Annotated in this window: 12 protein-coding genes and 1 pseudogene; 7 read left to right on the top strand and 6 right to left on the bottom strand. The window is 75.4% G+C overall.

What is annotated here, in order from left to right:
* Positions 1 to 275 precede the first annotated feature (275 nt).
* From AC3ERT_RS12035 to AC3ERT_RS12025, 3 genes are all read left to right on the top strand, one after another.
* The gene (locus AC3ERT_RS12035; RefSeq protein ID WP_335978401.1) at positions 276 to 455 is read left to right on the top strand and encodes a hypothetical protein; all 180 of its coding nucleotides are present in this window, start codon (positions 276 to 278) and stop codon (positions 453 to 455) included.
* A 99-nt stretch (positions 456 to 554) separates the two neighbouring features.
* A complete protein-coding gene (locus tag AC3ERT_RS12030) occupies positions 555 to 2,423 on the top strand; it encodes an alpha/beta fold hydrolase (protein ID WP_435173937.1) in 1,869 nt (622 codons plus the stop codon).
* The gene (locus AC3ERT_RS12025) at positions 2,410 to 2,985 is read left to right on the top strand and encodes a hypothetical protein (RefSeq protein WP_435125388.1); all 576 of its coding nucleotides are present in this window, start codon (positions 2,410 to 2,412) and stop codon (positions 2,983 to 2,985) included. The genes AC3ERT_RS12030 and AC3ERT_RS12025 overlap by 14 nt, the downstream gene beginning before the upstream one ends.
* A 41-nt stretch (positions 2,986 to 3,026) precedes the next feature.
* Here AC3ERT_RS12025 and AC3ERT_RS12020 read toward each other — a convergent pair whose 3' ends face one another.
* The 5 genes and pseudogenes from AC3ERT_RS12020 to egtA all read right to left on the bottom strand — a co-directional run bounded on the left by AC3ERT_RS12020 (position 3,027) and on the right by egtA (position 8,866).
* Positions 3,027 to 3,836, bottom strand: coding sequence for a class I SAM-dependent methyltransferase (locus tag AC3ERT_RS12020; RefSeq protein WP_435125385.1), 810 nt, complete (start codon positions 3,834 to 3,836; stop codon positions 3,027 to 3,029).
* A 213-nt stretch (positions 3,837 to 4,049) separates the two neighbouring features.
* Positions 4,050 to 5,036 carry an L-histidine N(alpha)-methyltransferase gene (egtD, locus tag AC3ERT_RS12015; protein WP_435125602.1) on the bottom strand — a complete coding sequence of 329 codons (987 nt, stop codon included), beginning with the start codon at positions 5,034 to 5,036 and terminating at the stop codon, positions 4,050 to 4,052.
* Positions 5,037 to 5,147: 111 nt separating this feature from the next.
* Positions 5,148 to 5,918, bottom strand: a pseudogene (locus tag AC3ERT_RS12010) (class II glutamine amidotransferase); the annotation flags it as partial.
* Positions 5,918 to 7,234: an ergothioneine biosynthesis protein EgtB gene (gene egtB, locus AC3ERT_RS12005; RefSeq protein ID WP_435125382.1), complete on the bottom strand. Its 1,317-nt coding sequence runs from the start codon at positions 7,232 to 7,234 to the stop codon at positions 5,918 to 5,920. The pseudogene AC3ERT_RS12010 and the gene egtB, both read right to left, overlap by 1 nt.
* Positions 7,235 to 7,480: 246 nt before the next feature.
* On the bottom strand, positions 7,481 to 8,866 hold the full coding sequence (egtA, locus tag AC3ERT_RS12000; protein ID WP_435125379.1) for an ergothioneine biosynthesis glutamate--cysteine ligase EgtA: 1,386 nt from the start codon (positions 8,864 to 8,866) through the stop codon (positions 7,481 to 7,483).
* Positions 8,867 to 9,292: 426 nt separating this feature from the next.
* Here egtA and AC3ERT_RS11995 point away from each other — a divergent pair, with 426 nt between their 5' ends.
* The 4 genes from AC3ERT_RS11995 to AC3ERT_RS11980 all read left to right on the top strand — a co-directional run bounded on the left by AC3ERT_RS11995 (position 9,293) and on the right by AC3ERT_RS11980 (position 13,753).
* Entirely contained in the window at positions 9,293 to 10,312 is a 1,020-nt protein-coding gene (locus tag AC3ERT_RS11995; protein WP_335978394.1) for a polyprenyl synthetase family protein, read from the top strand.
* Between the two features lie 203 nt (positions 10,313 to 10,515).
* Positions 10,516 to 11,760, top strand: coding sequence for a LolA family protein (locus AC3ERT_RS11990; protein WP_435173935.1), 1,245 nt, complete (start codon positions 10,516 to 10,518; stop codon positions 11,758 to 11,760).
* Between the two features lie 105 nt (positions 11,761 to 11,865).
* A complete protein-coding gene (locus AC3ERT_RS11985) occupies positions 11,866 to 12,831 on the top strand; it encodes an ABC transporter ATP-binding protein (RefSeq protein WP_435125372.1) in 966 nt (321 codons plus the stop codon).
* Positions 12,818 to 13,753 (top strand): ABC transporter permease, encoded by a 936-nt coding sequence (locus tag AC3ERT_RS11980; RefSeq protein WP_435173934.1) that lies wholly within the window; start codon positions 12,818 to 12,820, stop codon positions 13,751 to 13,753. Before AC3ERT_RS11985 ends, AC3ERT_RS11980 begins: the two co-directional genes overlap by 14 nt.
* On the opposite strand, the gene rarD is transcribed toward AC3ERT_RS11980, so the two are convergent.
* Positions 13,743 to 14,690: an EamA family transporter RarD gene (gene rarD, locus AC3ERT_RS11975; protein ID WP_435173948.1), complete on the bottom strand. Its 948-nt coding sequence runs from the start codon at positions 14,688 to 14,690 to the stop codon at positions 13,743 to 13,745. The two genes, AC3ERT_RS11980 and rarD, sit on opposite strands and share 11 nt — an antisense overlap.
* Positions 14,691 to 14,744: the final 54 nt, after the last annotated feature.

Below are 14,744 nucleotides of genomic sequence, written 5' to 3'. Positions count from 1 at the left end.
CCACCACCCCACCCTTGGTGCGCAGGGGGCCCGGCATCCCGGGCCCCCTTCGCCGTTTCCCCGTACGGGATGTCAACTCAGATGAACGGATGGTGGTTTGTTATTCACATCAGTTGACCGGTGGGCGGGGGGTGGGGAATGCTGAACGCCGTCGCCGGCCACGGCGCGACCGCACTGCCGCTCCTCGGCCGGGCGAAGCGGGCCCGCCTCGGGTGGGGCCCGAACGTGACGGCGGCCGGCCCTCAGCGGGCGGCCTCGACCGAAGGAGAACCCCCGTGTCCCCTCTTGCCGCGAAGGCGAACGACAGCACCGAGCTGGCGGCCGTGCCGCTGCGGGCCACCGACGTGCAGCGGCTGGCGAGCACCGAGGTGCAGCCCATCCTGTCCGTCGTACTGGTGACCTGCTCCGTCAGCGTGTCGATCAGCGTCAGCGGCGGCACCCTGCCCGACGCGTAAGGCCCGCCTGCTCGCCCTCCCTCCCACCCCGGCCCGGCGGCGGGAGGGAGGGCGCCCCACGAGCGCCTGCCGACGAACCCGCCAGGAAGGGGAAGACCCGTGCCGAGACTCCAGCGCATACTGCGTGCCGCGGTGGCACCGCCCACGGTGGACCGCGGGACGGCCCTGACCGCGATGGAACGCCTCGGCGCGGTCAACCACCTGGTGGCGAGCCTGGAGTACCTGGCCACCCCCGGCGACCGCCGCCCCGGCGGCCTCAACGACTGGCAGGTCGCCCGCGGGCAGTTCGCGCGCTGGCCGCGCCCGGCCCGCGCCGCGCTCGACGCCGTGGGCCGGCCCGCCGTGACCCGCACCCTGCACGCCGCCCGCGTCGCCGCGGCCGGCGCCCTGCTCCTGCCGCTGCCCCGCCGCGGCCGCCTCGCCGCCGACGCGGTGCTCTGCGCCGCCTCCCTCGCCCTCTACCCGCGCAACCACTACGGCACCGACGGCGCCGACCAGGCCGCGTTCGTCGCCCAGACCGCCGCCGCCATCGCCCGGGCGGCCGAGCAGCGCCGGCCCGCCACGGTCGACGCCTGTCTGTGGTTCGCCGGCCTCCAGTCGGTGCTGTCCTACACCGCGTCCGGCTGGGTCAAGGCGTCCAGCCGGACCTGGCGCAGCGGCCGCGCCCTGTCCGGGGTGCTGCGCACCGTCTCCTACGGCCAGGAGCACGCCTGGCGGCTGGCCCACGACCACCCGCGCGCCGCCAAAGCGGTCTGCACCTGCGTGGTGGCCCTCGAATCGGCCTTCCCCGCGGTCCACCTGGCCCGCGGCCGCCCCGCCGTCCCCCTGGTCGCCGCCGCCGCGGGCTTCCACCTCGCCAACGCCGGCGTGATGGGCCTGGGCCGCTTCCTCACCGGCTTCTGCGCCCTGCACCCGGCGGTGCTCTACGTCACCGGGCCGCGCGAACGCCCCCTGCCCGGAGGGCTGGTGCAGCGCCGCGACGACACCTTCCCGCTCGCCGCGGGCGCCGCCCTGACCGCCGCGCTGACCGCCGGCGCCGTCGTACGCGCCCGCGACCGCCGTACGGTGCTGCGCGGCCGCGGCGACGAGCAGCGCTTCGTCACCACCGCCGGCACCCTCCTCGTCCACCGCCGCGCCACCGCGCTCGGCACGCACCGCCGCAAGAGCACCGCCGCGGCACCGGTCGTGGTGCTCAGCGGGGCGCTGGCCGAGTCGCCCGAGCGCGCGGAGTGGCTGGTGCGGGAACTGGCCGAGCGGTACGAGGTGGTGACCTACCACCGGGCCGGGCAGGCCGGGAGCGGGGCGCGGGAGAGACCCCGGCCGGGCGGCGGGCCGGCGGGCGCCGCGGCGGACCTCGCGGAGCTGGTGGACCACGTCGCGGACGGGCAGCCCGCGGTCCTCGTCGGCCACGGCGTCGGCGGAGCGGTCGCCGCGGCCGCCGCGAGCCGCCTGGAGGACCGCCTCGCGGGCCTGGCCCTGGTGGACCCCTACCACCCGGGCGTGCAGGACGCGGAACCGGAGCACCACCGCGAAGTCACCGCGCTGCTCGACCAGATGACCGTCTCCCTGCGGCTGGGCCTGGGCCAGCTGCTGCGCGACCCGGACTGGCTGCGCCTGCTCCCACCGGACGTACGGGGCCTGGCCCGCGCGCACTACCGCGACGCCGCCGGGTGGCGCGCGGCCCGCGACGAGTGGCGGGCGCTGCGCGGCACCGCCGGCGTCCCGGCCGCGGCCGTCCCCACCTGCCTGGTGCTGTGCGAGCCCGGCGGCCCGCCGCCGGAGGACCGGCGGGCCCGCCAGGAGCAGTACCTGCGGCGCGCCCCGCACACGCAGGTGCACACCGTGGACGCCCCCCGCGAGCATGTGCTCGCCGCCCGCGGCTCCGCCCGGGCCGTCGCCGAACTGGTCGCGGGCTTCACCGCGGGCACCACCGCCGAGCGGGGGAGGGCCGCCGATGTCCCCGCTTAGCGGCCGGCCCGCACCGGGCGGCGCCGACGCGGTCGGCGCGCTGGCGCTCGCGGCGCTCGCCACCTGGTTCGCGGCCACCGTCCTGAGCCAGCACCCGCGCCCGGAGTTCAACCGGCTCGCGGCCCTGGACGGCACCGGCGCCCTCATCCCCAACTGGCGCTTCTTCGCGCCCGAACCGGCCCGCCACGACTTCCACGTCCTGTTCCGGACCGAGGAGGCCGACGGCCGCGCCACCCCCTGGCAGGAGGGCTCCGCGATCACCCCGCGCCGCCCGCTGCACACCGTGTGGTTCCCGAACCGCCGCCGGGAGAAGGCGCTCTACGACCTGTGCCACGAACTCGTCGCCGTCATGCGGCAGTTCGACGGCGACCTCACCCAGGCCCCCGCCTACCGCATGCTGCGCAACTCCGTGGCCCGCACGGTCGCCGAACGGCCCGGACCGCCGCCCCGCGGCTTCCAGTTCGTGGTCGCCCGCCACACCGGCCACGACCCGGCGCACGACCCGGACTACCTGTTCGTCTCGCCGTACATCCCGTTCACCCCGGCCGCACCGTACGCCTGAGCCGGGCCGCCTGAGTCGTACGCCCTGCCCCCGTACGGGCGTCAGGACGTGGTCGCCCAGGCCAGGAGCGCGGAGTGCGGCAGGGACAGCGCACCGTCGGCGGTGCGGAACTGAGCCGCCAACTCGTCGTAGTGGCGCCGTACTTCCGCCACAGCCCCCGGGGGGAGGGAGTGCAGGATCTGGCCGGACGTGGCGATCCCGGCGGCCGGTCCCGACCACCACACCTCGGGGTCGACCACGTGGTCCCAGCTCAGTGTGGTGCAACGCGCCCCGGTCAGCCCGGCTCCCGTCAGCAGCCCGGCCAGGCCCTCCTCGGTACGGGGGAAGTTGTCCTCTTCGGCGATCAGGGGGATGGACGGGGGCCGGGTGGCACCGGCCGCTTCCAGGGCCCGGCCCACCAGCGCCTGCCCCGGCGCGGGCGGCGCGGACCAGATCGTGACCGCGACCCGGCCGCCGGGCCCGGCCACCCGGCGCAGCTCGGCGAGCGCGGCCGCGGGCCGACCCACGTGGTTGACCACGAAGTTCGCCACGACCGCGTCGAACTCGCCGTCGGCGAAGGGGAGTTCGGGCAGCAGCGCGTGCTGGACCCGCGCCTCGGGCACCGCCCGCGCCGCGCGCTCGACCATGCTCGGCTCCGCGTCCACCGCGAAGACCTCCGCGCCCCGGCGCACCGCCAGCGCCGCCGCGGTGCCCGGCCCGGTGCCGACGTCCAGTACCCGCACGCCCGCGCCCACCCCGGCGGCGTCGAGCAGCATGGGCACGGTGTGCGCGCACAGCAGCCCGAAGCTCCGCGCGTACGCCTCCGCCCGTCCGGCCCACGCCTCGCGCTCGAACGCGTCGAAGTCGCCCACCGCACACCTCCGTGCCGTACCCGAATCCGTGCCGTACCCGAACTGTTCGCCCAACGGCTGTAGTCGATCACTCTAGAGGAGAGAAACGACACCTTCCGCCATGTCGGCCGGGCCCCCGATCCGCTTGCCCGATACGTCCAACTCACGCACGTCGCCCCGGTGTTCGCGTCGGTGGACGCGAGCCCCGGGGCGGCTGTGGGCGGGCGGCCGGGATCAGTTCGGCACGGCCAGCAGGAGCGCGAACCGGGCGGCGTCGTCGGTCCACCAGTGGCGGACGGTGAAGCCGCCCGCGTGCAGCTCGGCGGTCAGCGACTCGCGGCGGAACTTGCAGGACAGCTCGGTGCGCAGGTCCTCCCCGGCCGCGAGGTCCACCGACAGGTCGAGGTCGGGGATCTTGACGGTCTGGGCGACCCGTGCGCGCAGGTGCATCTCCATCCGCTCGTCCTCGGCGTTCCAGACGGCGACGTGCTCGAAGGCGTCCGGGTCGAAGTCCGCGCCGAGTTCGCGGTTCAGGACGTGCAGCACGTTCTTGTCGAACTCGGCGGTGACACCGGCCGCGTCGTCGTAGGCACGGATCAGCACCTGCGGGTCCTTCACCAGGTCCGCGCCGAGCAGCAGCATGTCGTCGCTGCTCAGCGAGCGGGTCAGGGTGCGGTAGAAGGCGGCGCGCTGCGGGCCGTCGAAGTTGCCGATGGTGCTGCCGAGGAAGGCGAGCAGCCGCGGCCCCGGCTCGTCGGACAGCGGGATGCCGCCCTCGAAGTCGGCGACGGTGGCGGCGACTTCGAGCCCGGGGTAGTCGGCGCAGATCGCCCGCCCGGCCGCCTCGAGCGCGGACGCGCTGACGTCCAGGGGCGCGTAGCGGCGCAGCGTGCCGCCCGCGGTGAGGGCGTCCAGCAGCAGCCGGGTCTTGCGCGAGGAGCCCGAGCCCAGCTCGATCAGGGTGGCCGCGCGGGTGGCCGCGGCGATCTCCGGGGCCCGGCGGACCAGGATCTCCTGCTCGGCCCGGGTCGGGTAGTACTCGGGCAGTTTCGTGATCTGCTCGAACAGGTCGCTGCCGCGCTTGTCGTAGAACCACTTGGGCGGCAGGGTGCGCGGCGCGGCGGTCAGACCGCCGGCCACGTCGGCGTGCAGGGTGTCGGTGAAGTACCCGGCGGGCAGCCGGTCGTCGAGGGTGAAGCGGCTCTGGTTCTCGTCGCTCATGAGGGTGGTGTCCTTGCGTTCGGGGCGCAGCGCGATGACGCGGACGCCTTCCGTGGTGGCCAGGAGCAGGGAACGGTCGGGGACCTCGCGCCACTCGCCGAGCGCGGCCCCGACCGCGTCGTCGGGTTCTGACGCGACGACCACCGCGCCCGGGCGGACCCGGTACCAGAGCGTGTCGCCCCACGCGCTGGCGGCGATGGTACGGCCGTCGGTGAGCAGGAAGTTGAGCCGCGCGGTCGGCCGGGCGGCGGCGACCTCGCGGACCACGGCGGCCAGCGCGCCGCCCGGCGGCTCGCCCCGGCGCAGCCGGCCGGCGAGCATCGCCCACAGCAGCGCGGAGTCCGACCGCGCCTCCAGGGCGAGCAGTTCGGCCGCGGCGAGCCCGGTGGGCAGCCGGGTCCAGTCCGGTATGGCGCCGTTGTGGCTGAACAGCCAGCGCCCGTCCCGGAAGGGCGCGGCCGCCGCCTCGTCGGGCGCGGTGCCCTCGGTGGCCGAGCGCACCGCGGCCAGCACGGCACCGCTGCGGATCACCCGGGCCAGCTCGGTGAAGTTGGGGTCGGCCCATATCGGCAGCGCGCGGCGGTAGCGGGCGGGCACCGGCACGCCCGCGTCGCCGGGCAGTTCCGCACTGACGCCAACGCCAACGCCAACGCCACCGCCGACGCCCGCACCGTCCGCCGCCGCCGGCGCCTGGGGCGCGTCGGCTGCGTCGGCCGATGTCTCCGCCAGCGGATACCAGCCCACCCCGAAACCGTCGGCGTTCACCGTGCCGTGCCGCTGCCGCCGCGGCTGCCAGGACTGCTCGTACAGGCCCCGCGGCGGCGCCACGAGCAGGTGCGCCAGCGGCAACGGCGGTCCCACGTACGCGAGATGGCGGCACATCAGGCGCTCCCACCGCCCGCCGCCCCCGACGTTCCCGCTGCCCGCGCCGCCCCGGTGCCCGCCTCCGCCTCCGTCAGGTCCCGCGCGGTGCGGAACCCGGCGAAGATCTGCCGGCGGATCGGGTAGTCCCAGTTCCGGAAGGTGCCGCGGCAGGCCACCGGGTCCACCCCGAACGCGCCGCCGCGCAGCACCTTGTACTCCGGCCCGAAGAACAACTCGGAGTACTCCTTGTACGGGAAGGCGGCGAAGCCCGGGTAGGGGGCGAAGTCCGAGGACGTCCACTCCCACACGTCGCCGATCAGCTGGCGGGCCCCGCTGGGCGCCGCGCCCGCGGGGTAGCTGCCCGCGGGCGCCGGCCGCAGGTGCCGCTGCCCGAGGTTGGCGTGCTCCGGCCCCGGGTCGGCGTCGCCCCACGGGTAGCGGCGCGAGCGGCCGGACGCCGGGTCGTGCCGCGCCGCCTTCTCCCACTCCGCCTCGGTCGGCAGCCGCCGGCCGGCCCAGCGGGCGTAGGCGTCGGCCTCGTACCAGCAGACGTGCACCACCGGCTCGTCGGCGGGCACCGCCTCCACATGGCCGAACCTGCGCCGAATCCAGCGGTCCCCGTCGCGGGACCAGAACAGCGGCGCGATGAGCCCGGCGTCCTGCACGTGCCGCCAGCCCGCGGGCGTCCACCAGCGCGGGTCGCGGTAGCCGCCGGCGTCGATGAAGTCGGCGTACCGACCATTGGTGACCGGCACCGTGTCCAGCCAGAAAGGCGCCACCGGCACCTCGTGCGCGGGCAGTTCGTTGTCCAGCGCCCACGGCTCGGTGCTGGTGCCCATGGTGAACGGGCCGCCGGGGACGAGGACCTCACGCGGCAGCGCGGCCGCGTCGGCGGGCGCGGGCGGCGGCGCGGGGGCGTCCAGGACGGCCGGGCCCGAGCGCAGCTGGTGGGTGGCGAGCATCGTCTCGCCGTGCTGCGCCTCGTGCTGGGCGAGCATCCCGAAGACGAAGCCGCCCGCCAGCAGCCGTTCGGGGTGGCCGGGGTCGGTGTCCGCCCCGGCCAGCACGTCCAGGGACTCCTGGCGCACCTCGGCGACGTACGCGCGCGCCTGCGCCGGGCCGAGCAGCGGCAGCGCGGGGCGGTCGGCGCGGGGGTGCCGGAACGCGTCGTAGAGGTGGTCGAGGTCGGGGCGCAGCCCGCCGCGCCGGCCGGCCTCGCGGACCAGCCACAGCTCCTCCTGGTTGCCGATGTGCGCGAGGTCCCACACCAGCGGGGACATCAGCCGGGAGTGCTGGGCGACCAGGTCGTCGTCCGTGACGGAGTCGGTGAGCACGCCGGTGCGGTGCCGGGCGGCCCGCAGCGCGGCCCGGGCCCGGTCGGCGGGGTCAGCCGGGTCACCGGGGTGGCCGGGCCCACCGGGGTGGCCGGGCGGGGCCGTCGGGGCGCCGCCGGCCGAAGCCGCGGGTGCGACGCGGGGGGCCGAAGGTGCCGGAGCGGCTGAAGGGGTCGGCGGGGCCTGGTTCTCGGCAGCGCCGTGGTACGGAGTACGGGGGTCTGTCACGACTAGCCTTCCGGTGGGTCAGGCGCGGCTCAACGCGTCCAACTGGTCGTGGGCCGGACATCGGCCGCGTTCGGGGTAGCGCTCGGCGAAGTCGGAGAGGGCCTGCCGCAGGGCCGGGGAAGCGCCGGCGCGCGACAGCGCGCTCTCGGCGGCGGCGAAACAGGCGCGGGCCGCTCGGGCCAGTTCCGGATCGGCCAGGCCGGTCCGGGCGGCGCGGCGCCAGACGAGATCGGAGGGGAGCAGGTCACCGTCCGTGGCGAACGGTTCGGTGGCGGCGTAGGCGCACTCCGCGGCGACCGGATCGTCCAGGAGGGTTGCCGCGAGCACCGTCGGCACGATCCACTGGTCGCCGTCCTGCGCGTCGGTCATCCGGAGCTCCAGCCAGCCGCGCGGGCGGACCGGGGGGAAGAGAGTGCTGAGGTGGTAGTCGAGGTCGTCGGCGGTGGGCCGCCGCACGCCCGGCGCGCCCCGCACCCACTGGCGGAAGGTGAGCCCATGGGGAGCGGACCAGTCGTCGCGGCGAGCGTGATCCGTGCCGGCGGGGGAGCCCGCCGCAGGGCCGCCGGCCGGGCCCGCACCTGGGCCCGCGGCGGCGACGGCCGCCTGCGCCGCGGGGGCGCCCGCCGGCGCGCCCTCCTGCCGGATGCACAGCACCCGGGCGTCCAGGGCGTACCGGGCCCATGCCGCACGCGGGTCCTCGTCCCGCCCGTCGTGCCGCGGCTGCCGGGTCCGACCGGGGTCCATCAGCGCCCAGTTCGCCTGCCGGGTGGAGACCCAGCCGGTCGGGCGGCCGTCCCGGAAGGGCGAGTTCGCGAAGGCGGCGACCATCACCGGGCCGATCCGGTGGGCCAGCGCCCACCGGCTGCGGTATCCGGTGATGCCCGCGCTGTCGTCGCCGCTGTCCAGGTTGACCTGCAAGGACGCGGTGCGGCGCATCATCGTGCGGCCCCAGGGGCCCTCGCGGTCGAAGAAGCGCTCCATCGCCCGGTAGCGGGGATGGTCCAGGACGCGGGGCGGTTCGCGGTGGGGATCGAGTCCGGAGCCGACGAGCACCAGCCCGGCGCGTTCGACGGCTTCCCGGAGGGCGGCGAGGTCTTCGGCCATCGCCGTGACGCACCCGCTGAGCGAGGGTGCGGGCGGGGAGCTCAGCTCCACCTGGCCACCCGGTTCGCGGGTGAGCCTGCTGCCCCGGGGCAGTGCCCCTGGGGCCTCGACCGGCGCGAGCGCCGCATCGAGCCGTTCGACGGATATCAGTTCGCGCGGATCGGAGCGGTCCTGGACCAGCCACTCCAGCTCCACGCCGGTCCGTTCGGGCGGTCCGGTCTTGAAGCACACGCCGCGTATGTGGGCTTCCGCCTCCTCCTCGGTGAGGTCTTCACCCAGGTCGGCACGGTAGGGGCCCATCGATCCACCTCCTCAGTTCTTCTGTCGGGTGTTCATCCGAAGCGAGGACATGTCACATGGTGCTGCCGAGAGTGTAGTTCGGCATGGTGCGTGGCGATCCTGCCTCTCCTCCGGAACGGCCGCCCGTTCAAGCATTCGATATCGGCCGAGTATTCCCCTGTTCGCGCACTTCACTCTTTCGAGTGGGTCGTATATGAATAAACCCGGGTGATCAGGATTATACGGGCGGTGATCGTCCGTAGCTCGTCGCAGGGCCATGCCCCGGCGGTGATCAACACCTGACCGGCTACCCTGCCGGTAGGAGCAGTCGCAGGTCCCCGTCCCCGGACGGTCTCGTGCGGCGGTTCCCCGCAGTAGCCGCAGCAAGCCGCCAGCCGCCCCGGGACAGACCCGCCAGATGCCAGACCAGCGACAGGAGTACCCCTCGTGACCGTCGTCGGGCCCTTCGGGCTGAGCGTGTGGGACGAGAACCTCGATGCCGACGTCCAGGCCGGTCTCGCAGCCGTGGAGGAAGGGCTGCTGGAGGCGACCAAGAGCGACGTCCCCTTCATCACCGACACCGCGCGGCACCTGCTGCGGGCCGGCGGCAAGCGCTTCCGGCCACTGCTGGTGATGCTCGGGGCGCAGTTCGGCGACCCGCACGCGCCCGGGGTGGTGCCCGCGGCCGTCGTCGTGGAGCTGACCCACCTCGCCACCCTCTACCACGACGACGTCATGGACGAGGCGGACGTGCGCCGCGGGGTGCCGAGCGCCAACTCCCGCTGGGACAACTCGGTGGCCGTGCTCACCGGCGACTTCCTCTTCTCCCGCGCCTCCCACATCCTCGCGGACCTCGGGCCCGAGGCGGTGCGGGTGCAGGCCGAGGCGTTCGAACGCCTGGTCACCGGGCAGATCATGGAGACCGTCGGCCCGCGTGACGGGCGCGACCCGCTCGACCACTACCTGGACGTCATCGCGGGCAAGACCAGCTCGCTGATGGCCGTCTCCGGGCGGTTCGGGGCGATGATGTCCGGCGCCGACGAGTCGGTGGTCCACGTCCTGACGCAGTACGGCGAGCGGATCGGCGTCGCGTTCCAACTCGCCGACGACGTCCTGGACATCGCCAGCGACAGCCACGAGTCGGGCAAGACGCCCGGCACGGACCTGCGCGAGGGCATCCCGACGCTGCCGGTGCTGCACCTGCGCCGGTGGCGGGCGCAGGGGAGCGGCCCGCAGACCCCGCAGGACCGCCGGCTGAACGAACTCCTCGACGGCGACCTGACGGACGACGCGCTGCACGCCGAGGCGCTGCACCTGCTGCGCGCGCACCCCGCGCTCGAACAGGCCCGCCGCGACACCGTCCGCTACGCCGACGAGGCCCGCGCGGCGCTCGCCCCGCTGCCCGAACTCCCCGCGAAGGCGTCCCTCGCCGCGCTCTGCGACGCCGTCGTCCACCGCGCCGGCTGACCGCTCCCCGGATCTGCGCGGCTCTTCCGGCAGCGACCGCAGCGGCCCCAGGGACTCCGGAGTGACCTAAGGGGGTGTCATACCCCAGGGGGACGGGAAGGGCAGCCCGTGGGGGGACTCGGTCGGGGCGCGGCGGGAGGAGAATGGGGCCTGGGAGAGGGTCCGCTGCGAGCAGACCGCCGCTGACGACGGAGGCAGACGCAATGGCACTGACCGAACGGATCGGACGGCCCGAGCCGGAGGAGCCGGAGCAACCGCGGGGCCGCGGCCGGAAGATCGCGCGCTACGCCGTACCCGTGGCGGTGGCGGGAGTGGCGGCCGCGACCATCACGCTGGTCCCGGCGCTCGCCGACGCGGGCACCCCGTCGCTGCCGAAGATCACCGCGCAGCAGCTGCTGACGAAGATCGCGGCCTCGCACACCCGCACCCTGGACGGCACCGTGAAGGTGAGCACCGACCTGGGCCTGCCCGACGCGCTCTCGGGGGGCGCGGCCGACGGCCTGCTGTCGGGCGCGGGCCAGGGCGGCGGCAACGGCGGCAGCGGCAGCGGCTCGTCCGCGGCGCCGCAGACGCAGCTCGTCCAGCTGCTGGCCGGCACCCACCAGTTGCACGTGTCGGTGGACGGCCCGGACCGGCAGAAGGTCTCGGTCATCGAGCCGACCGCCGAGTACAGCGTCATCCACAACGGCACCCAACTGTGGGCGTACGACAGCGCGTCGAACCAGGCGTACCACGCGACGCTGCCCGCGGCGGACGGTGCGGACGGCGCGGGCGCGGACGGGGCCGCGGGCGTGCCCACCACCCCGCAGGCCGCCGCCGAGCAGGTGCTCGCCGCGGCGCGGGGCACCGCCTCGATCACGGTCGACGGCACCGCCCGGGTGGCCGGCCGCAGCGCCTACGAGCTGGTGGTGACCCCCGAGCACGCCGACCGCACCACGGTCGGCTCCGTGCGCATCGCGGTCGACTCCGGCACCGGGGTGCCGCTGAAGTTCACCCTGCTCCCGAAGGGCGGCGGCAAGGCCGTCTTCGACATCGGCTTCACCAAGGTCGGCTTCGGCCGCCCGGCCGCGAGCACCTTCGCGTTCAGCGCGCCCAAGGGCGCCGAGGTGACCGAGGGCAAGGCGTCCGGCGCGTCCGGCGGCTCCGGCTCCGGCGCCCTGTCCGCCCTGGCCGCGCCCACCGTCCTGGGCACCGGCTGGGACTCCATCGCGGTCATCGACACCGGCGGCGCGGGCACGGCAGCCACCAAGGGCTCCGGCGGCCAGGGCGGCGCCGACGCGCAGTCCCTGCTCGACAGTTACGGCACCAAGGTCACCGGCTCCTTCGGCACCGGCACCGTCTTCCACACCCGCCTGGTGAACGTGCTCCTCACCGACAAGGGCACGCTCTACGCCGGCGCGGTCACGCAGTCCGCGCTGACCCAGGCGGCCGCCGACGGCGCGAAGTAGCCGGCCCGTCGCGGGAAGCGCCCGCGCGGCCGCGTGGCCGCAGGACCCCGCCCTGACGACCGGACGACCGGCGACCCCGACGACCCGAGACCGTGAAGGAGTGCGATGGCGGAGCCGGCCCTGGCGGCAGCGCCCGGCGAGGCCGTGATCGAGACCCGCGGCCTCGCCAAGCGCTACCGCGGCACCCTCGCGGTCGACGGCCTCGACCTGCGGGTGCCGCGCGGCAGCGTCTTCGGCTTCCTCGGCCCGAACGGCTCCGGCAAGACCACCACCATCCGCATGCTGATGGGCCTGGTCGAGCCGACCGCCGGGTCCGCCCGGGTGCTCGGCCACCCGATGCCGCGCGCGGCCCGCACGGTGCTGCCCCGGGTCGGCGCCCTCATCGAGGGCCCGGCGCTGTACGGCTTCCTGTCCGGCCGCGACAACCTGCTGCGCTACGACGCGGCCGACCCGACCGCCGACCCGCGCACCCGGCGGGCCCGGGTCGGCGCGGCCCTGGACCGGGTGGGGTTGGCCGCGGCCGCCCAGAAGCGGGCGCGGCAGTACTCGCTCGGCATGAAGCAGCGCCTCGGCCTGGCCGCGGCCCTGCTCCAGCCGCGGGACCTGCTGGTGCTCGACGAGCCGACGAACGGCCTCGACCCGCAGGGCATGCGGGAGATCCGCACCCTGGTACGGGAGTTGGCAGCCGACGGCACGACCGTCTTCCTCTCCTCGCACCTGCTGGACGAGATCGAGCAGGTCTGCACGCACGCCGCCGTGATGGCCCGCGGCCGGCTGCTCACCCAGGGGCCGGTCGCCGAACTGTCGGCCGGCGGCCGGGGGCGGCTGGCCGTCACCACCCCGGACCCGGCCGACGCGGTCCGGGTGCTGGCCGGGTGCGGGGTGACCGCTCTGACCACCGACGGGCAGCGCGTCACCGGCGAGTTGCCGGCGCCGCCGCCGGACCTCGCCGAGCTGAACGCGGCGCTGGTCACCGGCGGGGTCCGGGTGCGCGGCTTCGGCCTGGAACGCGGCACGCTGGAGGACGCGTTCGTGGCGCTGACCGGGGAGGGCTTCGATGTCGCGGGCTGAGACGGCGGCGGACCGCACCGACGGGGCACCGCAGCGGACCGGCACGGCGCCGGGCCCGGCCGCCGCACGGGCGGCGCGGCTGCGGTGGACGCTCGGGCTGTTCCGCTCCGAGCTGCTGCTCGTCTTCCGGCGCTGGCGGACCCTCGCGCTGTTCGGGGTGCTGGTGGGCGTCCCGGTGCTGGTCGGTGTCGCGGTCCGGATCGAGACCCGCGACGGCGGGACCCTCGGCGGCGGCGCACACAGCGACAACGGACCGGCGTTCATCCAGCAGGTGAGCAACAACGGCCTGTTCCTGGTCTTCACCGCGCTCGCCGCGACCCTGCCGTTCTTCCTGCCGATGGCGGTCGGCGTGGTGGCGGGTGACGCGATCGCGGGCGAGGCGAGCGGCGGCACCCTGCGCTACCTGCTGGTCGCCCCGGCCGGGCGGACCCGCCTGCTGCTGGCCAAGTACGCCTCGGTGCTGGCCTTCTGCCTCGCCGCGACCCTGGTCGTGGCCGGGTCCGGCCTGGTCGTCGGGTGCGTGCTCTTCCCGGTCGGGGATGTGACGACCCTGTCGGGCACCACGATCCCGCTCTCCCAGGGCATGCTGCGGGCCCTGCTGATCGCGGTGCTGGTGGCCGGGTCGCTGGTGGGCGTGGCCGCCGTCGGGCTGTTCGTCTCGACCCTGACCGACAGCGGGATCGGCGCCATGGCGGCCACGGTCGGCGTGCTGATCACCGTGCAGATCGTGGACTCCATCCCGCAGTTGCACGCGGTCCAGCCGTATCTTTTCCCGCACTACTGGCTGAGCTTCGCCGACGTGCTGCGCGACCCCGTGCAGTGGAGCGCGACGGGGAGGAACCTGGGCCTCCAGGCGCTGTACGCGGCCGTGTTCGGGTCGGCCGCGTGGGCGCGGTTCACCTCGCGCGACATCACCGCGTAGTGCTGCCCGCGGCGGCCCGGCCGGGCGCGGCGCCGGCCCCGGCCGCGGCGAGCGCGAGCCGGCCCCGGCGGGCGGTGCGCAGCGCGTCCCAGGTGAGCACCACCAGCGCGGCCCAGACCAGGAAGAACCCGGCCCACCGGTCGGGCGGCATCGTCTCGTGGAAGTGGAGCACCCCGATCAGGAACTGCGAGACCGGGGTGAGGTACTGCATCAGGCCGATGGTGGACAGCGGCAGCCGGGTCGCGGCCATCCCGAAGAAGATCAGCGGTATCGCGGTGACCAGGCCGCAGGCGGCGAGCAGCGAGGCGTGGCCGGGCCCGTGGTGGGTGAAGGTGGAGTCGCCGCTCGCGCCCAGCACGATCAGGTAGCCGAGCGCGGGCAGGAACTGCACGCTCGCCTCGGCGGCGAGCGACTCCAGGCCGCCCATCGCCACCTTCTTCTTGATCAGCCCGTAGCCGCCGAAGGAGAAGGCCAGCGTGAGCGCGATCCACGGCAGCCGCCCGTAACCGACGGTCAGCACCACCACGGACACGCAGCCGATGCCGACGGCCACCCACTGCACCGGCCGCAGCCGCTCGTGCAGCACCAGCACGCCGAGGCCGATGGTCACCAGCGGGTTGATGAAGTAGCCGAGCGCCGCCTCGACCACGTGGCCGGCGTTCACCGCCCAGATGTACACGCCCCAGTTCACGGTGACCGCGGTCGCCGCGGCCGCGACCAGCGCCATCCGCCGCGGCTGGCGGGCCAGTTCGGCGATCCACGCCCAGCGGCGCAGCACCAGCAGGATGACCGCGGCCACCCCGAGCGACCACACCATGCGGTGCGCCAGGATCTCCAGGGCGCCGGCCGGTTCCAGCAGCGGCCAGTAGAGCGGGAAGAGCCCCCACAGCCCGTAGGCCGCGAAGCCGTAGCCCAGTCCCACCCGCTGCTCGCCCATGCGCCCGCCCCTCGTGATGCCGTACGGCTCCTCGACCGTAGCGGCCGCGCCGCG

Source organism: Actinacidiphila sp. bgisy145, from assembly GCF_057708125.1.
Note: the sequence above shows the minus strand (reverse complement) of the source record. Positions and strands in the feature narration are given on the sequence as shown.

Bases quoted from the DNA above. Each gene is read 5' to 3' on its own strand.
- AC3ERT_RS12025 (WP_435125388.1), top strand. From the start codon at position 2,410: ATGTCCCCGCTTAGCGGCCGGCCCGCACCGGGCGGCGCCGACGCGGTC.
- egtD (WP_435125602.1), bottom strand. From the start codon at position 5,036: ATGAGCGACGAGAACCAGAGCCGCTTCACCCTCGACGACCGGCTGCCC.
- egtA (WP_435125379.1), bottom strand. From the start codon at position 8,866: ATGGGCCCCTACCGTGCCGACCTGGGTGAAGACCTCACCGAGGAGGAG.
- AC3ERT_RS11990 (WP_435173935.1), top strand. From the start codon at position 10,516: ATGGCACTGACCGAACGGATCGGACGGCCCGAGCCGGAGGAGCCGGAG.
- AC3ERT_RS11985 (WP_435125372.1), top strand. From the start codon at position 11,866: ATGGCGGAGCCGGCCCTGGCGGCAGCGCCCGGCGAGGCCGTGATCGAG.
- AC3ERT_RS11980 (WP_435173934.1), top strand. From the start codon at position 12,818: ATGTCGCGGGCTGAGACGGCGGCGGACCGCACCGACGGGGCACCGCAG.
- rarD (WP_435173948.1), bottom strand. From the start codon at position 14,690: ATGGGCGAGCAGCGGGTGGGACTGGGCTACGGCTTCGCGGCCTACGGG.